Annotated in this window: 25 protein-coding genes; 17 read left to right on the plus strand and 8 right to left on the minus strand. The window is 41.6% G+C overall.

Annotated features, from left to right (window positions below; all coding sequences use genetic code 11):
• Window positions 1-30: 30 nt before the first annotated feature.
• The 8 genes from EP13_RS01550 (at window position 31) to EP13_RS01585 (ending at window position 5,332) form a co-directional block, all read left to right on the plus strand.
• Window positions 31-441, plus strand: coding sequence for a MerR family transcriptional regulator (locus tag EP13_RS01550; protein ID WP_044055666.1), 411 nt, complete (start codon window positions 31-33; stop codon window positions 439-441).
• Window positions 442-465: 24 nt separating this feature from the next.
• A complete protein-coding gene (locus EP13_RS01555) occupies window positions 466-2,814 on the plus strand; it encodes a heavy metal translocating P-type ATPase (RefSeq protein ID WP_197035941.1) in 2,349 nt (782 codons plus the stop codon).
• Between the two features lie 9 nt (window positions 2,815-2,823).
• The gene (locus tag EP13_RS01560) at window positions 2,824-3,180 is read left to right on the plus strand and encodes a cupredoxin domain-containing protein (protein ID WP_012516868.1); all 357 of its coding nucleotides are present in this window, start codon (window positions 2,824-2,826) and stop codon (window positions 3,178-3,180) included.
• A gap of 46 nt (window positions 3,181-3,226) precedes the next feature.
• Complete coding sequence (locus EP13_RS01565) at window positions 3,227-3,550, plus strand: DUF2933 domain-containing protein (RefSeq protein WP_044055667.1); 324 nt, start codon at window positions 3,227-3,229, stop codon at window positions 3,548-3,550.
• Window positions 3,540-4,193 carry a methyltransferase family protein gene (locus EP13_RS01570; RefSeq protein WP_044055668.1) on the plus strand — a complete coding sequence of 218 codons (654 nt, stop codon included), beginning with the start codon at window positions 3,540-3,542 and terminating at the stop codon, window positions 4,191-4,193. The genes EP13_RS01565 and EP13_RS01570 overlap by 11 nt, the downstream gene beginning before the upstream one ends.
• Before the next feature lie 10 nt (window positions 4,194-4,203).
• On the plus strand, window positions 4,204-4,656 hold the full coding sequence (locus EP13_RS01575) for a hypothetical protein (protein WP_044055669.1): 453 nt from the start codon (window positions 4,204-4,206) through the stop codon (window positions 4,654-4,656).
• 49 nt (window positions 4,657-4,705) lie between these two features.
• Window positions 4,706-5,074 carry a hypothetical protein gene (locus EP13_RS01580; protein ID WP_044055670.1) on the plus strand — a complete coding sequence of 123 codons (369 nt, stop codon included), beginning with the start codon at window positions 4,706-4,708 and terminating at the stop codon, window positions 5,072-5,074.
• Window positions 5,075-5,149: 75 nt separating this feature from the next.
• The gene (locus EP13_RS01585) at window positions 5,150-5,332 is read left to right on the plus strand and encodes a hypothetical protein (RefSeq protein WP_044055672.1); all 183 of its coding nucleotides are present in this window, start codon (window positions 5,150-5,152) and stop codon (window positions 5,330-5,332) included.
• Between the two features lie 187 nt (window positions 5,333-5,519).
• Here EP13_RS01585 and EP13_RS01590 read toward each other — a convergent pair whose 3' ends face one another.
• Together EP13_RS01590 and EP13_RS01595 are read right to left on the minus strand one after the other, a co-directional pair.
• The gene (locus EP13_RS01590; RefSeq protein ID WP_231497907.1) at window positions 5,520-5,885 is read right to left on the minus strand and encodes a hypothetical protein; all 366 of its coding nucleotides are present in this window, start codon (window positions 5,883-5,885) and stop codon (window positions 5,520-5,522) included.
• 61 nt (window positions 5,886-5,946) lie between these two features.
• Window positions 5,947-6,318 carry a hypothetical protein gene (locus tag EP13_RS01595; RefSeq protein WP_231497908.1) on the minus strand — a complete coding sequence of 124 codons (372 nt, stop codon included), beginning with the start codon at window positions 6,316-6,318 and terminating at the stop codon, window positions 5,947-5,949.
• A gap of 1,198 nt (window positions 6,319-7,516) precedes the next feature.
• On the opposite strand from EP13_RS01595, the gene EP13_RS01600 reads away from it, so the two are divergent.
• From EP13_RS01600 to EP13_RS19280, 8 genes are all read left to right on the plus strand, one after another.
• Window positions 7,517-7,873 carry a hypothetical protein gene (locus EP13_RS01600; RefSeq protein WP_231497909.1) on the plus strand — a complete coding sequence of 119 codons (357 nt, stop codon included), beginning with the start codon at window positions 7,517-7,519 and terminating at the stop codon, window positions 7,871-7,873.
• 44 nt (window positions 7,874-7,917) lie between these two features.
• Window positions 7,918-9,198 carry a TolC family protein gene (locus tag EP13_RS01605; RefSeq protein ID WP_014997014.1) on the plus strand — a complete coding sequence of 427 codons (1,281 nt, stop codon included), beginning with the start codon at window positions 7,918-7,920 and terminating at the stop codon, window positions 9,196-9,198.
• Window positions 9,199-9,200: 2 nt separating this feature from the next.
• A complete protein-coding gene (locus EP13_RS01610; protein WP_044055673.1) occupies window positions 9,201-10,382 on the plus strand; it encodes an efflux RND transporter periplasmic adaptor subunit in 1,182 nt (393 codons plus the stop codon).
• A 15-nt stretch (window positions 10,383-10,397) separates the two neighbouring features.
• Window positions 10,398-13,505, plus strand: coding sequence for an efflux RND transporter permease subunit (locus EP13_RS01615; protein ID WP_014997016.1), 3,108 nt, complete (start codon window positions 10,398-10,400; stop codon window positions 13,503-13,505).
• Between the two features lie 43 nt (window positions 13,506-13,548).
• Window positions 13,549-14,427: a cation diffusion facilitator family transporter gene (locus EP13_RS01620; protein WP_014997017.1), complete on the plus strand. Its 879-nt coding sequence runs from the start codon at window positions 13,549-13,551 to the stop codon at window positions 14,425-14,427.
• Window positions 14,428-14,527: 100 nt separating this feature from the next.
• Window positions 14,528-14,617 carry a hypothetical protein gene (locus tag EP13_RS19400; RefSeq protein WP_157187942.1) on the plus strand — a complete coding sequence of 30 codons (90 nt, stop codon included), beginning with the start codon at window positions 14,528-14,530 and terminating at the stop codon, window positions 14,615-14,617.
• A gap of 116 nt (window positions 14,618-14,733) precedes the next feature.
• Entirely contained in the window at window positions 14,734-14,949 is a 216-nt protein-coding gene (locus tag EP13_RS01625; RefSeq protein WP_014997018.1) for a DUF3955 domain-containing protein, read from the plus strand.
• A gap of 746 nt (window positions 14,950-15,695) precedes the next feature.
• Entirely contained in the window at window positions 15,696-15,851 is a 156-nt protein-coding gene (locus EP13_RS19280; RefSeq protein WP_014997019.1) for a hypothetical protein, read from the plus strand.
• A 155-nt stretch (window positions 15,852-16,006) separates the two neighbouring features.
• Here the strand turns inward: EP13_RS19280 and EP13_RS01630 are convergent, their stop codons facing one another.
• The 5 genes from EP13_RS01630 to EP13_RS01650 all read right to left on the minus strand — a co-directional run bounded on the left by EP13_RS01630 (window position 16,007) and on the right by EP13_RS01650 (window position 21,980).
• Window positions 16,007-17,332 (minus strand): APC family permease, encoded by a 1,326-nt coding sequence (locus EP13_RS01630; protein WP_044055675.1) that lies wholly within the window; start codon window positions 17,330-17,332, stop codon window positions 16,007-16,009.
• A 157-nt stretch (window positions 17,333-17,489) separates the two neighbouring features.
• Complete coding sequence (locus EP13_RS01635) at window positions 17,490-18,236, minus strand: copper resistance protein B (protein ID WP_044055676.1); 747 nt, start codon at window positions 18,234-18,236, stop codon at window positions 17,490-17,492.
• A gap of 9 nt (window positions 18,237-18,245) precedes the next feature.
• Complete coding sequence (locus tag EP13_RS01640) at window positions 18,246-20,060, minus strand: copper resistance system multicopper oxidase (protein WP_044055678.1); 1,815 nt, start codon at window positions 20,058-20,060, stop codon at window positions 18,246-18,248.
• A 665-nt stretch (window positions 20,061-20,725) separates the two neighbouring features.
• Complete coding sequence (locus tag EP13_RS01645) at window positions 20,726-21,457, minus strand: MauE/DoxX family redox-associated membrane protein (protein ID WP_044055680.1); 732 nt, start codon at window positions 21,455-21,457, stop codon at window positions 20,726-20,728.
• On the minus strand, window positions 21,450-21,980 hold the full coding sequence (locus tag EP13_RS01650; RefSeq protein WP_044055682.1) for a DUF305 domain-containing protein: 531 nt from the start codon (window positions 21,978-21,980) through the stop codon (window positions 21,450-21,452). The genes EP13_RS01645 and EP13_RS01650 overlap by 8 nt, the downstream gene beginning before the upstream one ends.
• Before the next feature lie 121 nt (window positions 21,981-22,101).
• Between EP13_RS01650 and EP13_RS01655 the strand changes: the two genes are divergently transcribed.
• Complete coding sequence (locus tag EP13_RS01655; RefSeq protein ID WP_044055684.1) at window positions 22,102-22,497, plus strand: ion channel; 396 nt, start codon at window positions 22,102-22,104, stop codon at window positions 22,495-22,497.
• Window positions 22,498-23,120: 623 nt separating this feature from the next.
• Here the strand turns inward: EP13_RS01655 and EP13_RS01660 are convergent.
• A complete protein-coding gene (locus EP13_RS01660; protein ID WP_014978046.1) occupies window positions 23,121-24,410 on the minus strand; it encodes a tyrosine-type recombinase/integrase in 1,290 nt (429 codons plus the stop codon).
• Window positions 24,411-24,776 lie beyond the last annotated feature (366 nt).

Consider the following 24,776-nt stretch of genomic DNA (forward strand, 5'->3'; position numbering starts at 1 on the left):
TATCTATGTTGCTAAAAGAGGAGCGTTAAAATGCGCGTTAAACAAATTGCAGATGCACTAGAGATTAGCGCGGACAGCGTACGGTATTACACGCGCATTGGGTTTTTGGTGCCAAGTAAATCGCACAATGGTTACAAGTATTACAGGCCCGCTGATGTGACACGACTACGGTTTATTTTAAGCGCGCGTTCATTAGGTTTCTCTATCAATGATATTAAGGAAATTCTGTTCACGTCATCACAAACCAACGCGCCATGCCCGACGGTTCGGCGCCTTATTGAACAAAGGTTGAAAGAAACTGAACAGCGGTATCAGGACATGCATGAGCTAAGACTGCGCATGCGAAAAGCAATCTCAGAATGGGAAAATACACCGGATCAGCATCCAACGGCCGATACGATTTGCCATTTGATTGAAGGTTTCACAGCACTTAAATCATAACATTATTTAGAGAGGGAGTGGCTCATGAATTCAAAAACTGACGATGCGAAAATTCATTCGTGTTGTGGCGGTGACAAAAAAGTATCAACCGCTAGTAAGGCGGTCGAGAGCGAAACACATACTGAGCAAGTCTCTGCGTCTTCGGGTGAGCTACAACTCAATATCCAAGGTGCAAGTTGCGCCAGTTGTGTGTCTAAAATTGAAGCGGCCTTAAAACAGGTCTCGGGTGTCACCAATGCTGAGATGAATTTTGCTGAACGCTCGGTGTTGGTGTTGGGCAGTTCATCCTCCCACGCATTGATTAAGGCGGTAGAGCAAGCTGGGTATAACGCAACATTAGCGAATACGGATTCAGATGAGGCTGCCATTGAAGAAAAGGAACAGGCGGACTGGGCATATTATAAAAAACTAATGCGAGACATGGTCATTGCATTATCTCTGGGTGTGCCACTGATGCTTTATGGCTTGGTGACGGGGGAAATGAGCGTCAACACGACCACTGAGCGGATCGTGTGGTTGATTGTAGGGATCATGACATTGGGTGTTATGGTGTTTTCTGGTCGGCATTTTTATGTAGGTGCTTGGAACTCCTTTAAAAATCACGCCGCGAACATGGATACTTTGATTGCATTGGGGACAGGAACAGCCTGGTTGTACTCTATGGTCGTTGTGTTTTTCCCCGGATATGTGCCTGAAATGGCGCGGCATGTCTATTTTGAAGCAACAGCCATGATAATTGGTCTCATTAATTTAGGCTTAGCGCTTGAGATAAAAGCACGCGGTAAAACGTCCGAGGCAATTAAACGACTGATTGGTTTACAAGCCAAAACAGCTCGCGTCATTCGTGATGGGCATGATATAGATATTCCGATTGAAGATGTTCTGCTAAATGATCTTATCCGGGTTCGCCCTGGGGAACGAATCTCTGTTGATGGCTTAGTTGTCGAGGGCCAGACAAGTATTGATGAATCAATGCTAACGGGTGAACCCATGCCCATAGAAAAACGAAAAGACGATGAGGTCGTTGCCGGCACGATAAACAAATCAGGCTCTATCGTCTTTCGAGCAGAGCGCGTGGGAAAAGATACCGCGCTTGCTCAAATTATTAACATGGTAAAACGCGCACAAAATTCTAAACCGCCTATTGGTCGATTAGCGGATATGATTTCCGCCTATTTTGTACCGGTCGTCATGATCATTGCCGTGATCAGTGCGCTGGCCTGGCTGAATTATGGTCCATCTCCTGAAGTAGCTTTTGCAATCGTTTCTGCGACCACAGTACTGATTATTGCCTGCCCTTGCGCCTTGGGTTTGGCCACACCGATGTCGGTGATGGTCGGTGTGGGAAAGGCGGCTGAAGCGGGGGTTCTTATCCGAAACGGCGAAGCGCTGCAATCTGCATCAAAAATAACCACTATGGTTCTAGATAAAACAGGCACTATTACTGAGGGGGCCCCTAAAGTAACAGATGTCGTTATAGCTTCAGATCATAGTCACAACGATGTGCTTTCTTTGGCGGCTAGCCTTGAGTCTGGTTCTGAGCATCCACTTGCCATGGCGATCGTTGAATCTGCAAAGGAGCAAGGTGTGCCGATCCATTCCGTTACTGATTTTCAGTCCATTGCGGGGAAGGGGGTTGAAGCCATGCTAAATTCTCAACGCCTGCTATTTGGAAATGAAAAATTGATGATAGACCAAGGGATCGAGCTTCATCATTACATCGACAAAGCGCAGAGGTTAGCAGCGGATGCAAAGACCCCTATGTATTTTGCTATTGATTCTACATTAGTTGCCGTAATTGCCGTCGCTGACCCAATAAAATCTGACTCAATAGATGCGATAAAGCGGCTACAGCATAACGGGATACGAGTTGTGATGTTAACCGGGGATAATCGACTGACCGCAAAAGCCGTCGCCCGAAAAGCGGGGATTGCAGATTATGTTGCCGAAGTGATGCCGGAAGATAAGGCAAACAAAATACTTGAGCTTCAACGTGAAGGCGAAATTGTGGGTATGACAGGTGATGGCATAAATGACGCACCGGCCCTTGCTCATGCCAACGTCGGCTTTGCGATTGGGACTGGGACTGATGTAGCGATAGAAAGTGCGGATATAACGTTGATGCGCGGCTCCCTACATGGGTTAGCGGATGCAATTGCCGTGAGCAAAGCAACACTGCGTAACATCAAGCAAAACCTCTTAGGCGCATTTATTTATAATGTCGCCGGAATACCATTTGCGGCAGGCGTCTTTTATCCATTCTTAGGGATACTGCTTAACCCAGTCATTGCTGGTGCAGCGATGGCATTCTCATCACTAACGGTGGTGACCAATGCTAACCGATTACGTCTATTTAAAGCGAAAGAGCACTAGGAGAAGACAATGATGATATGGATTAATTTAGCAGGGCTTATCCTGATTGGGCTTATTGTTTGGTGGTTTTGGCTTTACAAAGCACAATCAACCCAGATAAAAGACGGCAGTATCAAAGTCCTTGTAAAAGACGGCGTGTATCAGCCTGCCAATATCACGGTGCCGGCGCATCAGTCCGTTCAGCTTATGTTCGTCAGAGAAGATGCAACGCCCTGTGCAGAAACGTTATTGATCCCGGAGTTGGATATCAATGAAACATTAGCGCTTAACAAGCGAGTGACGGTCACTATTCCTGCTTCCAGTGCCGGCGTTTACCCATTTCATTGTCAGATGCAAATGTATCGTGGCACGTTGGTGATCAAGTGATTAAACGCTTTTTATTAACGTAAAAGATACCAAAGCGAGGTGTATTATGAATAAACAAAAAGCCCCCTTTTGGCGCACACCCAGTGGTTGGTCTGCCATAGGCCTTATTACCGCCGCGAGCTACTTCTTGCTGGTTGAGCATGGTGAGCATGTGTTTAGGTATTTACCTTACTTGATCTTGTTGTTGTGCCCTGTCATGCACATTTTTATGCACGGCAGTCATGGCAAAGGACATGAAACACATGATCACACCGAAAAGACATTTAAAGAACAAACCGAGGACAATGAGCAATATCGAAAAGGCTATATCGAAGGGTTAGAGCAGGCCCGTAAAGGAAAACATAAAACGGAGAATAATAATGCACGGTGATTCTGATTATGGGCTCTGGGTACTAGTCATCATAAACTCAGCCATTTTTATCTTTTTTGCGTTTAGTTTCATCAAGCCGAAGTCGAAAACAGATTGGCGAAGCTTAGGTGTATTTTCCGCTTTTATCGTGGCCTTATTTACCGAAATGTATGGTTTCCCCCTGACAATATACTTTTTGTCAGGGTGGTTAGCGGAAAGTTATCCAGGGGTAGACTTTTTAGCGCATGAAAACGGTCATTTGTGGCATACCTTGCTGGGGCTATCCGGCGATGCTCACTGGGATGTATTACACATCTTAAGCAATGTGATCATCATTTTAGGTTTCTTTTTATTATCCGCTTCTTGGAGCGTCCTTCACCACGCGCAAAAGTCGCATAGTTTAGCCACTACAGGATGGTACGCGCGCTGCCGGCATCCTCAATATGTTGCATTTATACTGATCATGTTTGGCTTTTTATTGCAATGGCCAACACTGCCAACCTTACTTATGTTTCCAATTCTTATTGTTGTTTATGTTCGACTCGCCACACGAGAAGAGCAGCAAGCTGAATCCGAGTTTGGTGATAGCTACAGACACTATAAACAAACGACGCCCGGTTGGTTTCCCCGTATGGGTATTTCAAACGTTTCAAGTACTAATTAAGGATTACAAAATGAACAAAGTACTACTGTCATTAATGTTCGTCGGAGGGTTGTTACCCGCGACATTTGCTGCTGCTCAAACGTCGATGAGCGCGGATGATATGCTGCGAAGTAACGAGCGTGTCATGGATGCACTAATGCAACGCATACAACGGATCAACGACGTCTCTGAAAGGCAAACTCTCATCGTTGAGCATATGAAGATGATGGAAATTTATTTAACGAATATTGAGAAGAGGCTCCAAAGTGAAACGGATCTGCAACACAAAGCACATTTGGAAGAAAGGTACACAAATGGCCTTCAACGAAGTCTCGTTCTTATTGACAGCGGTATAGCAGGGGGCGACTTTGTAGTCATGGGAAATTCGGTAGACGAACATTTGTTTTATCTTGAACAAAGAATGTCAATTTTACAATCGTTAATGAAGCAGCATCTCGGTGCCAATAGCGTTTTGAATAATTAAAGAAATGACGAACACAAACAAGTTAACAATCGATTTATAGGAGGAAAAGATGAGCGATCTAGATCACAGAGTCGGTGTATCAGAGGCGAATTTAGTCGTACGGCATTTAAAGTTGGTTGGCATTACCGAAGATAACATAGAAGCAATTATTGCTGGCATTGACGGGACCTTTGGAATCGATGCGGTTTCATTTGAGGACGCCAAAAGTACCCTGCATATAGGCTACGATGCAACCCACTGCAATTTAGATGGCATTGAGACAATCATTCGTGACAACGGGGCAGACATTTCGGACGACTTTTGGATGAAAATGAAAGAGGGCTATTACCAATTCGTTGACGAAAACATTCGTGAAAATGCAAAACACAAACCCTGGAGTTGCCACCGTGTTCCACCTGGGCAAACCCATAAAAAGTAATTGTTTCAATAGCAACGATCAGACTTACGTTACGCCTGATCGTACAGCCATAACAAACAAAAACAGGACAACACTGTGGTACATAGTAAAAACGAAGCGCACAGAATTAAGTTATTTAACTTGGGAATAATTGAAAGAAACCCAGCTGAGCATGAATTCCATCAAGCGGTACAAGAATTCACAGGTTCCGTTATGCCTAACGCAAAATATTCACTGGAAAAAGCATTAAAAGCGTTTTCTTCAAGCAAAGACGAATAGAAGCGTGGCAAGTTTTAGCCGCTGGAAGGGGCAATTTTTCTATTACCGGCACATGGGTAAATAAAGTGTTAGTGAGTACTTCAATAGGGGCTTTGGTAGCTGTTTTAATAATAGGATTGGCGAAGTTAAATAAATTCGATAAAGACCGAAGTTTTTATCCAACGCTCACTGTTTTGATCGCGAGTTACTATCCATTGTTTGGCTTGTTAATAGGATCCCACAATGGGAGATTCGCACCTTCGCTATTTTTGTACGCTTCGCTGAAATTGTCGTTCATGGCTTGTTGCACAAACCCCTCGTAGTGAGAAGGGGAGGAAGGAGGCAAAATAGCGTCGAGAGATTCAGGAACATTAGGATTTGAGCCTAACCAAATTACATCAACTGATTCGGCATTGAGCTTACTTAATACTTTTGCTGTCTCGATTTCACCGAAGATAGAGCCTCTAAACGGTATCGAATAAGAGCCTGTACCTCTCTTGAGCGCTTTATTTTCTTGGTTTTCTACAAAGTCAGAAATGCTATTGTTTATTACTTCAAATATATTCAACGTCATGTCCCTATGATTTGCTTGCGTATTCTTTACTGAGCGAATTTTTAACTTTTTCGTAAGCTTTTTATGAACTAAAGATACGGTAATACTTGTCTAGCTTCCAAGTACATTGACTCGGTATTAGATTAAATTTATCACATACCAAGGTTTGAAGCTCAACGCTCTGTACCACTTTTCTGTCTGCATATATTTTAAAGAACTTTGAGTTTCCAGAGTAGATTACTCTACCCCTGCTGATTTCTTGATATTCAACAGCAATGAGCTCAGGAAAACACGGAAGGTATATTCTATGCTCTTCCCACTCTACTAAATGGCTGAAGTCACAGTCATAGAGTGAAAGGCTATCAGGCTCTGCACTATTCAAAGGCATTGCTTTAGCAAGTACAGTCGACTTGTAGACCCAAAAAATACCAATATGAGGCAGCTTAGTTTTCATCTTGTATATCTCCAACACGTTGATGTCACCCAACTGTCTTGGCAGAGATTTACAACCCTTTAATTATTTTAAATTTGCTGCTGAAGTGAGCGCTAATCGCTTGCATGACATATCGTAGTCAAAAGCGGAAGGCTAACTTCTTATCTTTACTCGAATAGGTAACGTTAATATGCATTAACATGAACTATTTAACATGAAAGTAACTCTGCTACGGTTCTAGATCAGAAAGAGAATTATCACAATTATTATAGTGCCCCTTCATAGATTTCAGTCATCTGTGGATCCTCTTCAGATTTTTAGGAAACCTCCCCTAAAGAAGCTTGCTATGCCAGGAATGAGTGGTTGTTAACAAACAAAGTATACTTCAGAATTCATACTCGAAGCGGTATTACTCTGCTAGAAACCTGATATTATTGGTCGTCAGATTGCTTTAGATATTAGTATTTTTCTTAGTCTACCTAACTGCTGAAAACATCATGCTGCGCAATCTAAAGATAAAACACGTAAGAGCAGTGATCCCCGTTGTGACGCGGGGATAGTAGATTAAAACATGAACTTGCCAAGGTCAAAAAATGACCGGTATTTTTACGCGAAGCGACAACGTTTTTAGCCAAAAATTTACAGTAAGGTATCTAGCGATATCGAGTTTCCGATATGCCTTTCTACTAGTCTATTGTACCGTTTATTCGAAAATGGAGCCTTAGATGATTTGGTGAACTCAAAGAAACGATGCGAACCAACTTCATGCTCATAAGCATAGCATCACGGTTATAGCATGAGCCAGATAATATTTACTTTGTTGTTCATTGATGCGCTCACTGTAAGGAGATCAGATAGCAATTGGAAAAGCTACCTCTTGGGTCAACGGTGATTTTATCTTTCAGTATTGGACTTGCTTTTACACTTGTTTTAGGGGGTATTACAGGTTTTGGTACGAGCGAGACGCAATAACTGTGACAGGCTTATTGAAATTGCATGTTGTATTCTCCTATTCCTTCGGTGTACTTATTTTACATTGCCGGATTATGTATGAGCAGGCTTTGCAGTAGATTTCTGTTTTTCTGACAAGATTTAGCAACTTAATTGAAATACATGGCTTTTTAATACAGAGTTCCTCTTGTGAATCAGAAAGCTGACCATTTAGGCATTGACTACAATCATATTTTAAGAGACCATGGATTGCCAATAGAGGAATCTTGTGTTGAAAACGAATTACCGCATTAGCAAAAATCTAAAAGTGGTCTTAGCCGCTTTTTTGTTGTGCGCACAATTTTTGTTGATTGTGACTGACGCGTTTTCTATTGAACAAGACCACTTGTTTAGCAATGAATTATGTACTGAAAATACATTAATCGAACTGTCCGATGCTTACGATTTAGATGCGGGAAGTGATTGTGACCATTGTTGTTCTTGTCATGGTCATTTTACACACATAGCTTTTTACTTTGATATTGAAAGCTCGTTTCTAAAAAAGTCTCCCAATTTAGTCTCAGTTTATAGTGAAGCTACACCTAATCGTTTCATTAACCAAATAGAGCGTCCTCCAAGAATTTAATCCCTGTCGTTTTTCGTTTTTTCAACTGACTAGGATTATATATCATGAAAATTTCACAGTTTCCTGTGCGCAAACTTACGCGCGCCGGAATATTGACTAGTGCATTGATGCTATCTCAAGCCAATGCATTGGCAGAACAAGTAACTTTAGATGATGCAGTTCAACTTACTCTCAACCGTCATCCAAGCTTGTTGAAATTCAGACCTCTTACTAGAGCTCTTGAGGGAGATCGCCAACAAGCTTTGCTTTCTCCAGCTTACACCGTAGGTGCTAATCTAGAAAATGTGATGGGCACAAGTTCTACTTCGGGAGTTCAAGCAGCAGAAGCAACCATCTCTCTATCTTCAGTATATGAACTGGGTGGTAAAAAGAGTGCAAGAACAAAGGTTGTGGATGCCAGAGTTGCCCTTTTAGATTCAGAACAATATTCAGTGTCTCTCTCACTACTTGGTGGGCTTACTCGGCAGTATATTAGTTCTCTGGCACAGCAGGAGCGTCTGCACATTGCTGAGCGTAGTGTTAGCTTAGCTGAAGATGCTCTTAGTGTAATCACTAATAGAATAAAAAGTGGTGCAACAAATGAAGCTGAGTGGTTCAGAGCTAAATCTGCTTTAAATCAAGCGAAACTAGAGCTCGCAAAGGCAAAGGTTAACGAAGAGGTAGCTCGGCAATCTCTTGCACTATTCTGGCAGGGCAATTATGAAGATATCACGCTTACTGGTTCTTTAAATTCGCCAGCTACAAATTATTCCTACGATACACTTTTTAAACAATTCTTATCGTCATCAAATGCGGAGTTGCTAATTAGGTCTCTTGATCTGAAAGATGCTGAATTTCAGTTAGCCAAGTCTGATAATACTGCAGACTTATCTTGGTCTGTGGGCGTTAGAAGAAATCAGGGAATTCAAGATACATCGTTAGTTTTTGGTGCCTCAATTCCACTATTCGCTGAAGAGAGGAATTCTGGTGCTGTAAAGTCTGCAATTGCTAATAAGGAGGTTGCGTTATTAGAGCGAGACAGCAAATATCTCGATGTAAAAGCGATTCTATTTAAAGCAACGAAAAGAATAAATTTTAGTTCACAGGCAGCATTGCACCTGGAAAAAGAAGTAATGCCAGATTTGAAAAGAGCATTGGAGCTGACCAAGGAGGGCTATCAAAAGGGAATTTACACTTATCAAGAATGGTTTGCTTCACGTGATGCACTTCTCCAATCTCAACGGAGTCTCATCAACTATCGCGAAGCCACCCTGCTCAATGAAGCACTTATCGAACAATGGACAGGGCAATCTCTGAAATCATTCACTTTCAATCTCCAGGATTAATTATGCTAAAGCAAATTTTATTTTTATTTCTTATCGGCACTGTGACATCTATCGCGACCGCAAGTGAAGATGTCACCAATTCAAATGACAACCAAAATATATTCCAGAAAGATAACATCAAAATAGAAGTAAGTATTGATGAAAGCCCCGAGGGTTCTGTGATTATTGCATCGACTTTTGAAGATGGAAAAGCATTTATTCCCGACTATTTTTCTATAGAACTACAGAAGCTAGGTTCAACCGTAGAAGAATTTGAGTTTCAATCTTCTAAAGGGGTTTTACGATCTACAAGAGCTCTATCAGAACCCCATTCTTTCAATGCCACTATTTATTTGACTGACAAAAAGCGAAAGTATTCTTGGGAGTGGGAAAACCTCGAAGGAAGAACACAAATAGCAAAAAAATTAATTGAAAAGTCTCAACTAGCCACTTCTGAAGTTCAGAGTGGGACCATTGAAAGACATGTCGAATTGCTGGGTACTCTTGTAATTCCACCCAAGAACAAGGCCGAAGTTAATGCGCGGTTCTCGGGAGTTGTAGAAACTCTTGTTGCGGATGTTGGTGACAGCGTAAATGCTGGCGATGTTATTGCGAAAATTCAGTCAAATGACAGCTTACAAACCTACATCGTGAAAGCTCCAATTTCAGGTACGGTAGTAAGTCGAAATGTTAATGTGGGGCAATTGGTAGCCGGTGAAACGCTTTATGACATAGTCGACGCTAACACGCTTTGGGCAGAACTGAAAGTGTTTCCTTCCAAGCGGGATACGATAAAACCAGGTTCCTATGTCCACATAAAAAAAGGTTCTCAACAGCAAGATGCACAGGTCAAAGTTCTCATTCCGTCGAGCTCACAGTCTCCTTATCAGATTGCGATTGTTGAAATCGATAATATTGAAGGAGTGTTTTCTCCAGGCGATATGGTGACAGGTGTTGTTGACGCTCAGAAGATAGCTGTATCGCTTCGCGTTGAGAATGAAGCCATTCAATCAATGGATGGCAACTCAATCGTCTTTTTACATTACGGTAATATGTTTCAAGCTGTCCCAGTTAAGCTAGGTATAAAAGATGATAACTTCACTGAAATAAAGCATGGCTTAGAAATTGGTCAAGTTTACGTTTCGAAAAATAGCTTTTTGATAAAAGCAGATCTTGAAAAATCCGGCGCTTCTCACGCTCACTAATCCTGGAGACGATAAATGATTGATAAGATTGTTCGTCTTTCAGTAGAAAGACGCTTTTTGTTCCTTTTTCTTGCACTAATCTTTATTGGGGTCGGCGTTTGGAGTTTCCAGCGATTACCTATTGATGCTGTACCAGATATTACAAATGTACAGGTACAGATTAATACTAAAGCACCAGGGTACTCACCACTAGAAGCTGAACAACGAATTACATTTCCTGTCGAAACAGCACTTTATGGCTTGCCTAATTTATCCTACACACGTTCTATATCGAGATATGGTCTTTCACAGATTACTGTTATTTTCGAAGAAGGGACGGATATCTTTTTTGCCCGAAATCTAATAGACGAAAGGCTTGCTAACCTTAAAAGTGTTTTACCTGATGGCCTTGAGCCAGAAATGGGGCCAATCGCAACAGGGCTTGGCGAAATTTTCGTATATACACTGGAAGGGAAAGATGGAGCAACGTTACCCGATGGCTCGCCGGTCACACCTATGGCTTTAAGAGAGGTACAAGATTGGATCATTCGACCACAGTTAGCCCAGGTTCCGGGAGTAGTAGAAGTAAACACTATTGGAGGTTATGACAAGCAATATCACGTCAATCCCGACCCTGTAAAAATGCTGGAGATGGGAGTCTCGCTTAAAGACATTTCTGAAGCACTATATTTAAACAATGATAATGCTGGAGCAGGCTATATTGAGAAAAATGGCGAGCAACTTCTTGTTCGCTCTCCAGGTCAATTGACAGGGATAAAGGATATCGAAAATGTCGTAGTAGGAAAAAAAGGATCTGTTCCTGTTCTAATAAAAGATATTGCAACTGTAGGCCTGGGTAAGCAGCTGAGAACCGGAGCTGCTACAAGAAATGGAAAAGAGACTGTGATGGGAACAGTCATGATGTTACTGGGAGAAAACTCAAGGGAAGTTGCAGCTTTAACTGCCAGTAAATTAACTGAAATTCAAAGATCGTTACCAAGCTGGGTAGCTATTGAACCCGCCTATGATCGAACTACACTAGTCGACAAAGCGATAAACACTGTGCAGAAGAACCTGCTGGAAGGAGCATTACTCGTAATTGTCATATTATTTTTACTACTAGGCAATATTCGAGCGGCTCTTATTACGGCTGCGATCATACCTATTGCTATGATGATGACAATCACTGGAATGGTCCAGAGAGGTGTTTCGGCAAATCTGATGAGTTTGGGGGCTTTGGATTTTGGTCTGATTGTCGATGGCGCTGTCATCATTGTTGAAAACTGTATTAGGCGCTTATCTGAAGCGCAACAGCATCACGGCAGACTTCTTCAACTCAAGGAACGTCTAGAAGAAGTGAAAATAGCAACGATTGAAGTAATCAGGCCCAGCTTATTTGGAGTCGGGATCATAACCGCTGTTTATCTGCCTATTTTTACTTTAACAGGCGTAGAGGGAAAGATGTTTCATCCCATGGCAATAACAGTTGTTATCGCTCTTATTGCGGCAATGATTTTGTCACTGACGGTAGTGCCTGCAGCGATCGCAATTTTCATGGGGGGAAAAATCAGTGAAAAGGAGAGTTTTTTAATACGTTGGGTGAAACTGGCTTACGAACCAGCACTTAGGGCTATTCTTAAATTTAAAGCTGCTGCTCTTGGGGCTGCACTAGCGTTTGTTGTCTTCTGCGGATGGTTGGCAACAACACTTGGGTCTGAATTTATTCCTCAACTGGATGAAGGTGATGTCGCTTTACAGGCTTTACGCATAACGGGTACCGGTCTAAACCAATCAATTCAAATGCAAGAATTACTTGAAGATGCGCTGTTAGAAATTCCCGAGGTAGCGGTAGTCTTTGCGAAAATAGGTACACCAGAAGTCGCTACAGACCCAATGCCTCCTAATGTAGCCGATAGTTTTGTAATACTTAAACCTCGCTCAGAATGGCCTGATCCAGCTAAATCTAAATCGGATCTAGTGGCTGAAATTGAATCAGTCGCCTCAAAGCTTCCCGGTAATAACTATGAATTTACCCAACCAATTCAAATGAGATTTAATGAATTGATTTCCGGCGTAAGGGCTGATGTTGCAGTCAAGGTTTTCGGTGATGACTTAGAGCAATTGTTGGATTCTGCAAATAAGGTTGCTGAGATCGCTGAGTCGATACAAGGTGCCTCAGACACCCGAGTTGAGCAAGTTGCCGGCCTTCCTATGTTGTCCATATTACCAAAACGAGATGCTCTCGCAAGGTACGGTCTTAACGTAGCAGACATTCAAGCACTCGTTTCAACAAGCATAGGGGGTAAGGAATCAGGCATAATCTATGAAGGCGATCGTCGGTTTAAAATTGTAATCAGATTATCTGAAGAGTTGCGTACAAATATTGACAAATTAGAGAGCTTACCTGTTCGTGTCGGCAATAGTTTTGTACCGCTTGAAGAGGTAGCCACTCTCGAGTTAAAGCCGGCGCCTGCACAGATCAGCCGAGAGAATGGAAAGCGCAGAGTTGTCGTAACGACTAACGTACGAGGAACCGACCTAGGAGGATTTGTCGTTGATTTACAAAAAAGACTTAAATCCGATTTAAAAATGAAGGAAGGATATTGGTTAGAGTTTGGTGGTACCTTTGAACAACTGGAATCCGCCAGCAAACGGCTGACTTTAGTCGTTCCGGTTACGCTTGCGTTAATAGTTGGCATACTCATTATGGCGTTTGGGTCTGTTAAAGACGCATTGATAATTTTCACTGGTGTACCACTAGCCTTGACTGGAGGAGTACTGGCACTCTGGATTAGAGATATGCCTCTTTCAATTTCTGCGGGAGTAGGCTTTATCGCTTTGTCCGGGGTCGCGGTTTTGAATGGACTAGTGATGGTCGCATTCATCAGACAACTCTGGCAGGAAAATGGTGATATTTATACTTCAGTAATTCGAGGGGCCATAATCCGGCTTCGACCTGTTTTGATGACTGCGTTAGTGGCCAGCTTAGGCTTTGTTCCCATGGCACTTAATACAGGAACAGGTGCTGAAGTACAAAGACCGCTCGCCACTGTAGTCATTGGGGGAATTATATCGTCAACTTTACTGACACTGTTTATATTACCTGCGCTTTATCAGCTCGCACATAACAAACGCAACTCTTAATCAAATTTTACGCCCGGTATGTTCCGGGCGCACCGGAGCCTCTATGACTCATAATCATTCAAATAGCTCAAACAAAATTGGGTGGGCTTTTCTATTAAATTTCAGCTTCACAATTATTGAATTTATTGGCGGCTGGCTAACGAACAGCACTGCTATAATGGCAGATGCTGTTCATGATCTCGGCGATTCAGTTTCTATTGGAAGCGCCTGGTGTCTCAATAAGTTAGGAGAGAGAGAGGCCGATGAAAATTTCACATATGGGTACAAGCGACTCAGCCTGTTAGGGGCATTTATTAACGGAGCCGTACTTATCCTTGGCTCAATCTGGGTATTATCAGAAGCCATTCCTCGAGTATTAGACCCGGTCGTTCCAAATACAGAAGGCATGATATTACTTGCGATTCTAGGTGTCGCTGTAAACGGCTTTGCTGTGTATAAACTCCAGGGAGGAAATACCCTAAACGAGAGAGTGTTGAACTGGCATTTATTGGAGGACGTTTTAGGCTGGGTTGCTGTATTAATTATTGCCATAGTAATGCAATTTGTCGACTGGCCAATTTTAGACCCCCTACTTTCGATTGGCTTTACGCTTTTTATAATGTTTAATGTAATTCGAAACTTATTAGCAACCTTAAAATTATTTTTGCAAGGTGTTCCAGAGAAAAACTTATACAAACAAGTGTTAGATGAACTCCGGAGTGTTGATCGAGTTGAATATATCCATGACTTAAAAATTTGGTCACTTGACGGAGAACACAATGTTATTACTATACGCGTTGGCAGTGCCTTAAAGACAGTTGAAGAATACAAGTTATTGAAGCTTGATATTTATGATAGCTTGGCTATGTTTGAATTCAGTTACAGCACAGTTGAAATAGAGTTTATTGACGGGCATTCTACAATTAATGAGAAGGTGACATGAAATTCCATCATTCTTTAACAATGATAGAATTTCAAGTTTTAACCCTAAGCTAAAATTTTATTTGTGACATATTGTCTACAATCATGACTATAGATTTTCATTGAACTTTTTAGTTTGTTCCCCCATGATAAATTTTTCGTTAAACTATAAGGAGAGTGTGATAGAGACTAATGCCCAAATAAAGTGGTAAGAGGCAAGATTGAACACGTTCCTTCGTCATCATCGTTCCTGACGTTATCAAGCAGGAATTTTGCTTGATATATTCGTGCTCTTCCGAGATATTGAAAATATAATATAGAGAAATTGATGAAATTTATCAGTAACTATAAGATAAGCTTCTTATTTTTTATTAGCGGCATTTTGTGTTTAATCGCTTATAACACAAAAGGCTCAAAGATAGATGAAAATGGTTTTTTGGTAGAATCATTTGGCTTCATTCCGATGTTTTGGCTGTTTGAGTTATTGGCATTTCTGGCTCTTGCTTTCACCTTCATTAAACATAGAAAAAATCAGCAAAAGTAAAATCACTCGAAAAAATTTTTTCAACCGATAACTATTGCCTTAATGAATTAATGTAAGTCTTCTAAATATGTTACAATATAGTTTCACACTTCGAATTTAATTTATCTATTCTTCTGGCAACTTTGCTTTGCGATTTTCTTTGTAAGTCCAGGCAGATAATTGATTACTGAACCCAAGGATTGTTGTGTATTGCTTTTTAATTGTATCAGACTTTAACTTCTTATATTAAAGCTCGCTAATTATTGGCTTTCTATTTTTTATACACATTAATGCACTACATAGATGTACTCATGTCAGTACGCTCCCTCATCGGTGAGTCAACAGGCTCAAATTAAAAATACCTACAGAATATACCTAACTACAGCAGTGATGAAATTGAGATTATCACTAAAACACCCGCTGAGCCTAAGTCTTTCGCTAAGCCTGACCTTTCCCCTGAATTAGCACCAACCTCTCGATGAGATTTTTCACATTAAGCTGCCAGACACGATGTTAACGGTGACTGTTAATATGAAACATACAGACTGGCAAGATATAGGATAGAACGTGTCTTTATTGGGTGTAGTGATAGGCGGAGCTTTATGGGCTTTGTTCACAGGTGTACTGGGTTGACTTATTGCCAGTATTTACAATAGGTAGCTGTAGTAGTGAGGGCTAAATGAACAGTCAGTATTCGTCCTTTTAGCACAGGTACGATATTTGCTGATATCTACTGCCACATAAATTTAAACTAACGGTGAGATATTATGATAACCAGTAATTCAGAATTAGCCTTACAGCAAGCCATGCAACTACCCAGTCAAACCAATACAGAGAAGCAGGGTTGTAGCCAGCCACCTGAGTCAAAAGGACAGGAGTTTGCTGAAATAATGGATACACTGAAGCAGCAAAAAAGCGGTTAAAGTGTGCCACGAGTAAAAATAACCGGCACGCTAATGCCGGTTAATTCCTTTCCTATTCATAACAACTGCGCTTACCTTTTAGGCTGCTACTCTGCCTACGCTGAATATTGTCTTACTCCGTCGATGTAGTTCATGAACAGCCTCAATGATTTGCATCAGTTATAATTTTTATCATCATCATCATACGCATGGAGCTTTAGAAACCATTTCTCAGCCGCGAATACGATAAGAAGTCCAGCCACAGAAATCCCAACAATGAAGATATCTGATTTTGCTTTCACCCACATAAAAGATAGAAGAACAATGATATCGAGAATAATTGCACTGACTAGTACCCAAGCTTTAGCTTGCACATCATCTCGTAAATGCTTGAACACTCCCCAGTGGATGAAGATATCCATTACTATATAAAAAACTACACCGATGGAGGCTATGCGGCTCAAATCGAAGAATATGGTAAGAAATATTGCGATGACTAACGTATAAATTAAGGAATGTCTTCTTATATCTCCCGGTAATGAAAAATGACGGTGAGGCACAAGTTGCATTGATGTAAGCATCGATAGCATTCTTGAAACAGCGAAGATGCTGGCAACGACACCGGAAGATGTGGCAATAATCGCGAAAGCTATCGTAAACCAAGCACCATACTGGCCGAATGCCGGTCGAGATGCTTCAGCAAGCGAATAATCTTTTGCCTGTATTATTTCGCCAATTGATAAATTTGCTCCGACTGCAACTGCGACAAAAACATAAAGTACCACACAAATCGATATAGAAATGACTATGGCTCTTCCTACATTTTTTTCTGGTTGTTTGAGCTCGCCTCCGCTGTTTGTGATTGTAGTGAATCCTTTGTATCCCAAAATACCAAGTGCCACGGCTCCGAGAAAACCGGTTGCGCTGGTATCTTGCGGTTGAGCTGAAACGCTCTCAAACGACAAACCGGTTGCCCACAGCCCACCAATTGCCAAAACTGCAAGTCCTGCTATTTTGATAAAAGCCATAATAAATGAGAGGGTCTGGATGAATTGATTACTCAAAATATTAACAATGAATGCCACAATAAGAAGACTCACGCCAAGCGCTGGTATAAGCCACTCAGCGCCCTGAGAGTCAAACAATTGTAGGACATAAGTGCCAAAAGTGCGGGCTACCAAACTTTCATTGATAACCATGGAAAAAAACATTAGCAATGCACAGGCACCAGTCAGCAGACCTCTACCATAGGCTTTTTTCAGAAACATGGCGATACCACCTGCAGAGGGGTATTTCTGTGCCATTTTGACGTAACTGTATGAACTAAACCCTGCAATTATCGCTGCAACTAAAAACGCAAAAGGAAACCATGTGCCTGCCAGCTCCGCTATTTGCCCGGTTAAAGCAAATATACCAGCACCTATCATTACACCAGTTCCCATCGATACCGCGCCCCAGAGGCTTAACGAATCTTTCCTGTTTGAATGCTCGTGATCATTCATATTGGTTACTCCTTTATGTCATATGAGCCTGAGTAACAACAAAAGCAACCTGCAGCAAATATAAGGACACAGGCCCATTTCAAAACAAATTCGAAGACGTGTAGAAAGAAATAACTGGCAATGGCATACCAGTTATTTCATTTTTAGCGTAGGGCGTTTAAAACCAAATCCTTGCACCTAACACTACACCAGTCTCACTGGTTGACTTGCCTTCAGCCTTTAATGCATCAGCTGTATTTCCCAAAGCTTTGCTGTAATAAACACCGACATAAGGTGCTACTTCCCTCACTATTTCATGCCGATATCGCAAACCAATACGAACATTACTCAGCCCGCTTTGACGGTCATACTTTTCAGAATCGGTGAGGTTGGCAACAACTTCTAATCGCGGTTGCAGATAGGAAACTTGACTTAGTTGCCAGTCATATTCGGTTTCATTGATGAACTGCATGTCACCGTCTTCGTTAATACGCAGTGAATTTTCCATTTCAAACCAGTAAGGCGCTAGACCTTGATAACTGACCACCGCATAGTTCTCCATATCCGCTTCGGATGACAGCTCTCCCTTTGTGCCCACACCAAATTGTATAGACCAAAAAGAAGAAACGAGATAACCGTACAACAGTTCTGCTCGTTCCAGATCAGTAGGCATTCCATCGTTTTGTGTATTTTCGCCTTCGCTTTTAAAAACAAGACGATGGTAATCTCCGCCATACCACGCCTGCATGTCCCAGACCCCTATATTTTGCTGCTCATCAGTGCGAGTATATTCAAGCCGGTCAAATAGAACTTGGCCAAAATATTCATTAGGAATAGGAGATGGCCAGTCATCTCTTGATTGAGCCAGAGCATTGTCAACGCTCAAAGTTAATGTTATTAGGCCTGCTATTAATATCTGTTTCATTTTAATCTCCTATGCGACCTGTACAACACGAAACATACCTGCTTCCATGTGGTATAGCAGGTGACAATGAAACGCCCACTCACCGGGGGCATCTGCGCTGATTTGTAACGAGACCTTCTCTCCAGGCTTGAGGCTGATCGTGTGTTTACGAGGTCTTGGATATTGGCCGTTTTCAAGTTCCATCCACATACCATGTAAATGAATAGGGTGATCCATCATAGTGTCATTAACCAAGATCAGACGTAGTCTCTCGCCATAATTGAAACGCACATATCCGTCTACTTCACTAAACTTTTTGCCATCGAACGACCACATGTACCTTTCCATATTGCCCGTTAAGTGAAGCTCAATTTGACGTTCCGGCTCTCTTTCGTCAGGCCAAGGACTCTCACCGACTAAATCTGTATAAACAAGGACACGATGTGGGCTGTCTTCCAAACCGATCCCAGGTTCATCCAACCTAGAGCTTGGATTTTTAGCAATCATCGCTGCACCAGCGCCGTGCCCGTCTTCGCTGTGGACAATGTCTATGCTTTCTACTGGGAGCTTTTTGGAGGGGGTCATTTCTCCTTCCATTTGGGTGCCATGCATTTTATGGGCGCTATGCTGCCCCATTCCTTTCATATCACCTTTTGGAGCAGCCATTGCCGAGCTGTCGACCTTGGACTTATCCATATTCATGCCTTTCATACCAGACATATCCATTCCCATCGCCGCCATGCCACGCTCTGTGATAACTCGCTGTGGGGGAACCTCTGCAGTAAGACCAATTGACGGGGTTAGGGTGCCACGCGCATATCCACTTCTATCAAAACTTTCCGCAAAAAAGGTATAAGCTTTTCGCTCTTTTGGCTGAACGATTACGTCATAAGTTTCCGCTACTGCAATTCGAAATTCATCCACATTTACTGGTTTAACAGGCTGACCATCTGCAGCTACAACCGTCATTTCAAGCCCTGGGATGCGAAAGTCGAAATAAGTCATCGCAGAACCATTTATAATCCTCAACCGGATTTTTTCGCCTACTTTAAACAGGGCCTGCCAGTTGTCCTGTGGTGTCCGGCCATTCATTAAGTATGTATATGTACTGCCTGTAACGTCAGCTATATCGCGAGGGCTCATACGCATTGCACCCCACATAGCACGCTCTTCCCATGTATCGGCAAACCCTTTTTTCTTTACGTCTTCTAACGTGTCGAAAATAGTTCGCTTTTGATAATTGTAATAACCTTCCGCTACCTTCAGTTTTCGCATAACTTCATGGGGGTCTGAAAACGTCCAATCGCTTAAAATAATTGTATGTTCCCTATCAGCCCCAATGTCTCCATTTGCAGGGTCGATCACAAGAGGTCCTAAATGGCCCAACTGTTCTTGAAGGCCTGAATGACTGTGGTACCAGTAGGTGCCGTTTTGCTCGACATCGAATGCATATTTAAATGTTTCGCCAGGTTTTATTCCGGCAAAGGAAACTCCCGGAACGCCATCCATATCTGGTGGTAAAATAATCCCGTGCCAGTGTATTGAAGTATCTTGGTTAAGGTGGTTACTTACATTGAGGTGCGCTCGCTGTCCTTCTTTCAATCTAATCAACGGGCCCGGCATTTGACCGTTGATCGTTATAGGTGAGCCCATATTTGAGCCTATTGGCAATTGCGCTTTTGACACATTGAGATTTTTAATATCACCAGTCAAAACTTGATCTTTAAAATGGCGACCAACAGGTGCTGCCCATAGAGGACTAACGTTGGTTAACGCAGCCGCAGCGCTCGAGGTTAGGGCACCGAGCACAAATCTTCTGCGACCGTTGTCGATAGAATTTTTCATAGTTTTTAGCCTTTGAATTGATACTAACTGGACGAAGGAAGTTCATCCATTTAAAAAGTATTACTAACTAAGTCAGTGCCTTAGGCTATCGGTGGACGAAAAGGTGGAGTGAAAATTTTGAAGGGAACAGCTAGAGCGATAATGTCATACTGCTCAGCAAACGTTGTTTCAAATTGACGAATGGGAACGTAAAAAAGACTTGTAAAGTGGTAGCAATTGGTAGCTATACACATACATCCATCATTGCAGCAACCTGATTTACCCGAATGCGAGGGGTGTCCATCAGTGTGAGCGCTTTGATGCTTAGAACTAGGTGAACTGCTACGTTTCTTCTCATGAGCGTCTGCGAATTTGTGAGAAACCTTAGTTAATGAGCTATGTTCATCCATTTTCATTTCACACGCATAAACTGGCACGGTAAACAGTACCAATAAATATCCAATGCATAGTGTGAAAAAAATAGATCTCATAACTTTGTATTTGCTCTCAACCTTTACGCGACGTTATTCCCTTAGACAAGATAAGTCTTAAGGACACTTTAATCAATGACATTTGCTTGTAACTAAGATAAACAGCTTCCTATGTAGTTAAACAAGCAGTCTTTTCAATCTTAAAAGCTGATAGAGTTACTTTTATTAAGTTTAGTCGATAAGCAACTCTTGTAACTAAAAAGATAACATTAGTAATGCGCCTGCTATCATAAAAATGTTTTCTGATAGTGAAACAAAACCTAACGGCACGTTACTGTCCCCACCGACACAAGCACATTTGAGCTCCCGTTTATCCACGTATACTGCTTTAAAGACAGAAATTGCCCCAACGGTTCCTATAAATAGTGAAAATGGCGCAACAGTTATGGCAGGCAGTTGCGCTACCATTCCTATCCCAGCGTAGGCTTCTATTAAAGGATAGATGTAACCATATCGGAGCCACCTCATTGCCAACAAGTCGTAGGTTATGAACGAATTTGTAAAACTATACAAATCCTTCAATTTTTGAACTGCAAGTAATGTCATTGAGAAAGCAATAAAGAGAACCAATGTTCTTATAGATATGAAGTCTTCAGAAACAAAGAACTGGAATGCTAACGATAGCAGAGCTGCCACAGAAAAAATCGCAATAACAGGTGCATAAGTAGTTCCGTTCTGCCCCGCTTCTCCTTTCCCGAAGTATTTACGAAGCTCATCATATCCACCAATTCGCTTTTCTTCGATGAATGTTTGAGGTGTGGTTTCCACACCATGCTTTTGCTTGAAATCATCGGTCTCATTACGTGAAGTAAGATGATTGTCTTCTACTGAATAGCCTTCTCGCTCTAGTAAGTCCTTTGACCTTAAACCGTAAGGGCAAATGTGCTCTTTAGTAACCATTCTATATAGGATAGCTTTCTTACTCATTTTCCGTTCCTTTATTCAATTTACCTTCAAATTGAGGAATTGGACGCTGTTCGGCCTGTTCCTGAGTTGTTACCTTGCCATTACTATTAATGTCCGCTATCAACCACTCCATTTCCTTTATTTCCTTTCGCTGAGCTTTAATAATGCCGTTTGCTAATTCTCGTACGCGAACGTCTTCAAGGTTAGAACGCTCACTAGTCAAAATAGCTATAGAGTGATGAGGAATCATTGCTTTCATGTAAGCGGTATCTGAAATGGTACTTTGTGAACGAACAAGATAGATACACAAGGCGAAAGTAAGTGCCGCTATTATAAAAATGGCTGTATTGAGTTTTTTGTTGCTATACATACCTAACATGAAAGCTAACATTATAATCGCCATGCCTGCCCCCATATAGAGTGCCATATAAGTCCTTGTCTCACTGAACCAGACATGCGAGATAGCGTAGGTATTTAAGTACATCATTAAAAACATCGCTACAGTTGAAGTTATTATCATTGCAGCGAACTTAGAGTATTTCATATGTAATCCTTACTTAAGAAATAGTTAATATTTGTAAATCTTTCTAACAAAAGAAAGCTTGAGAGAGGTTACAAACCAATCAATCTTAACTAGTCAAGTTTTGTACCAACAAGGAAATATTATGTTTTTGTCTATATTAATAGTTTTAGCTGCACTGTTGATCTGCGTAGGGCTGCATCTTTTTAATATTTCAGTAGTCGCGGACAATATCAGCGAGAGATTGAAGGGAGCTTGGATAAAAACACTGTCGGTAGTCGTTATTGCCATTTCGAGCCAACTTTTACTAGCAGTCATTTTTACTCTGGCGTATGAAATTGGACTTTATTTCGAGCTCGGCGATTTTAAGCAACCTGCCACTTCCATGGATATTTTTTACTTTTCACTAACTACGATTACTACATTGGGTCTTGGAAGTATCGAGCCGGACGGACATCTACGAATGATAGCAGGAGTTGAATCGGCTACAGGGTTTCTACTAATAAGCTGTTCAGCATCGAAAGTGTTCAAGCATATGTAATGTAAAAACTGTAACCTGAGAAGATGTAAACCTCACCCGTCAGGACTAGTTTTTAATGAAACAATGTTTCGCAAATTATTGTCTTTTTAGATACTAAAAAGCGAACAATAGAGCACTCTTTGCTTCTCTCTTAAAGAAGTTTGAGGGTAAGGCTTAGCAAACGTTTCAGAACCAAAAGCACGGTTGAAAGCTGACTTTATTATCTCAAAAGTGATTTAAATCTGGGCTATGATCTTGGCGCTTTTATTCGAGTCGCTTATGCAGATATATTTGGGATTACTATAGGAGCATACGCACAACTTCGGTAATTCCTTCATCCCTGATAACTCTAGTTTCCAAAAGCAGTTACAGCTTGAGTTCAAACAGATGAACATACGAGCTGCGCTGTGCTATTTACTTCTCTTACGGACATTTTTGCGGGTTTTGAGGTTCTTCCTGCAGACTTTCGAAGATTATGAATCAATACTAGTAATTGAATTTTTTACTGAGTTATGATTTTCGTTTGGTTTTAGAGCGCATTGATTAAATTTACATATCTTCAATAACTATTCTTTATTTTTAAAAGCAACCGAAGAAGCCACCGTTAAACGACAAAAAAGTAACCTTATCTCCTATATGGTGGACTAAATACACCCACGCCTTTTATACTCTTCTACCCATTCCTTGAAGCGTTTTTCATCGCGCTCTGCGGTCTTTGCGCGTCTATGTAAGGTTTTCTTAGACAATGCTTTTGGTTCTTCTTTATCAAAAGTAACTCCAGATAATGCATCTGCAAACATCTCGGGTTTTACATGACTGTAATGCTGCTCGATCATTTCTGTACTGGTTCCACATTGACGCGTAATTACGTCTATGCTGGTTCCGTTGAGAAGCTGCCACGTAATGTAAGTGTGTCGGAGAGAGTACAGCGTTCGAGGTCCTCTGGGTGACTCTTTTAATCCGGAACTTTGAAGAGCTTTCTCAAATGCCTTACCTAATTGCCTTGTGGGCTCGCCACTTGCTAGCAAAAATAGCTTTTGATTGGGTGTGCGCAATGGAAAGCGTTCTCGTAGGTTCGTTAGGGCTCCTATCACATCACGTTTGCAAACTACTTTACGCGGTCCCGTATATTTTGTTGTTTTACCCTTAGAGACATTGATGAAAAATTGAGCTTTTGAACCTTGAGTTTTAATCTCGATATCTTTCCAAGTTAGGTGTTCCATCTCCGTGCCGGGCCTAATTCCGGTATTAACTGCTATTTCACAGTAATCGTATAGTAACTCACGAATTTGACGGGTCTTTTCACTATGAGCGTTTTGCTCACCTTCATATATTTCGTTGAGGATAACATCATACTCTTCTTCAGAAAAAGCCGCACGACGTGTGCCTGTTCCACCTTTCGAAGAAAGAACAGGTACTTGAGCGGCGATCATCCATTTTTGCTCAATAGCTTCTTTAAAAACGAGCTGAAGAGCAGCATTGTGAGTTAATAATGTAGAGGAGGCTGGAGACTTCTTCATTCGTCCCTTACGCCACTCATCAAACTTAGATATTTCTTCTTGGTCAATTGAGGTGATAAACGTACGCGAAAAGTAGGGGATGTGGTAGTTTTCTAACGCTCGAATATAGTCTTTATAGGTGCGTTTACCGCCCCCGTGTTCTAGTTGCTCTTCAAGCTTTTCGATGACGCGGTCAGCTACGTCTTTGAATCGCTTACTTTGGACTAGTGTGTTATTTTCGTGTCTAATTTGGTGGTCTAAGAAGATTCGATGTGCCATGGCGATAGCTTCGTCTTTATCTTTCTTCTTAGTTGATTTACAGAGCCATTTTTTGTGATTGGTTAGTATAAATCGCGCATACCAGCGCTCACTGTTATCTTGTTTAAAGATATACAGCTCGTCGTTTATGTCGTGTCTTTCAGTCTGTTTTGCCATAGCGCCAGTAAAACAGAAAAGAGCTCTCTTTGCAAAGAATTTGCAAAGAAATTAAAAGTTGCATATTTTCAATGCTTTAGAGTGGTGATTTGCATTGAAAATCCGCGTGTCCCTGGTTCGATCCCGGGTCGAGGCACCATTCTTAAAAGCCCTTGCAGAAATGCGAGGGCTTTTTTGATCTGGCGTATTCTTGCGGCTGTACCGCGTTACAATCCCGGGTTGAGTTACCATTATTCAATCGTCTCCACTTTCGCGACAAAGCTGTCTCCTTATACATAACCAATCCCGCTATCGAAATTTATTATTGCAATAACAATGCATACACATACTTTTGTGTAAAAGCCTTTCCTATTAGTTTCGTCACAA

The organism is Alteromonas australica (assembly GCF_000730385.1).
GTDB lineage: Bacteria > Pseudomonadota > Gammaproteobacteria > Enterobacterales > Alteromonadaceae > Alteromonas > Alteromonas australica.

Bases quoted from the DNA above. Each gene is read 5' to 3' on its own strand.
- EP13_RS01560 (WP_012516868.1), top strand. From the start codon at position 2,824: ATGATGATATGGATTAATTTAGCAGGGCTTATCCTGATTGGGCTTATT.
- EP13_RS01630 (WP_044055675.1), bottom strand. From the start codon at position 17,332: ATGAATGATCACGAGCATTCAAACAGGAAAGATTCGTTAAGCCTCTGG.
- EP13_RS01590 (WP_231497907.1), bottom strand. From the start codon at position 5,885: ATGACGTTGAATATATTTGAAGTAATAAACAATAGCATTTCTGACTTT.
- EP13_RS01580 (WP_044055670.1), top strand. From the start codon at position 4,706: ATGAGCGATCTAGATCACAGAGTCGGTGTATCAGAGGCGAATTTAGTC.
- EP13_RS01650 (WP_044055682.1), bottom strand. From the start codon at position 21,980: ATGAAATACTCTAAGTTCGCTGCAATGATAATAACTTCAACTGTAGCG.
- EP13_RS01655 (WP_044055684.1), top strand. From the start codon at position 22,102: ATGTTTTTGTCTATATTAATAGTTTTAGCTGCACTGTTGATCTGCGTA.
- EP13_RS01575 (WP_044055669.1), top strand. From the start codon at position 4,204: ATGAACAAAGTACTACTGTCATTAATGTTCGTCGGAGGGTTGTTACCC.
- EP13_RS01550 (WP_044055666.1), top strand. From the start codon at position 31: ATGCGCGTTAAACAAATTGCAGATGCACTAGAGATTAGCGCGGACAGC.
- EP13_RS01610 (WP_044055673.1), top strand. From the start codon at position 9,201: ATGCTAAAGCAAATTTTATTTTTATTTCTTATCGGCACTGTGACATCT.
- EP13_RS19280 (WP_014997019.1), top strand. From the start codon at position 15,696: ATGATAACCAGTAATTCAGAATTAGCCTTACAGCAAGCCATGCAACTA.
- EP13_RS01620 (WP_014997017.1), top strand. From the start codon at position 13,549: ATGACTCATAATCATTCAAATAGCTCAAACAAAATTGGGTGGGCTTTT.
- EP13_RS01640 (WP_044055678.1), bottom strand. From the start codon at position 20,060: ATGAAAAATTCTATCGACAACGGTCGCAGAAGATTTGTGCTCGGTGCC.
- EP13_RS01625 (WP_014997018.1), top strand. From the start codon at position 14,734: ATGAAATTTATCAGTAACTATAAGATAAGCTTCTTATTTTTTATTAGC.
- EP13_RS01605 (WP_014997014.1), top strand. From the start codon at position 7,918: ATGAAAATTTCACAGTTTCCTGTGCGCAAACTTACGCGCGCCGGAATA.
- EP13_RS01635 (WP_044055676.1), bottom strand. From the start codon at position 18,236: ATGAAACAGATATTAATAGCAGGCCTAATAACATTAACTTTGAGCGTT.
- EP13_RS01660 (WP_014978046.1), bottom strand. From the start codon at position 24,410: ATGGCAAAACAGACTGAAAGACACGACATAAACGACGAGCTGTATATC.
- EP13_RS01645 (WP_044055680.1), bottom strand. From the start codon at position 21,457: ATGAGTAAGAAAGCTATCCTATATAGAATGGTTACTAAAGAGCACATT.
- EP13_RS01565 (WP_044055667.1), top strand. From the start codon at position 3,227: ATGAATAAACAAAAAGCCCCCTTTTGGCGCACACCCAGTGGTTGGTCT.
- EP13_RS01615 (WP_014997016.1), top strand. From the start codon at position 10,398: ATGATTGATAAGATTGTTCGTCTTTCAGTAGAAAGACGCTTTTTGTTC.
- EP13_RS01595 (WP_231497908.1), bottom strand. From the start codon at position 6,318: ATGAAAACTAAGCTGCCTCATATTGGTATTTTTTGGGTCTACAAGTCG.
- EP13_RS01570 (WP_044055668.1), top strand. From the start codon at position 3,540: ATGCACGGTGATTCTGATTATGGGCTCTGGGTACTAGTCATCATAAAC.
- EP13_RS01555 (WP_197035941.1), top strand. From the start codon at position 466: ATGAATTCAAAAACTGACGATGCGAAAATTCATTCGTGTTGTGGCGGT.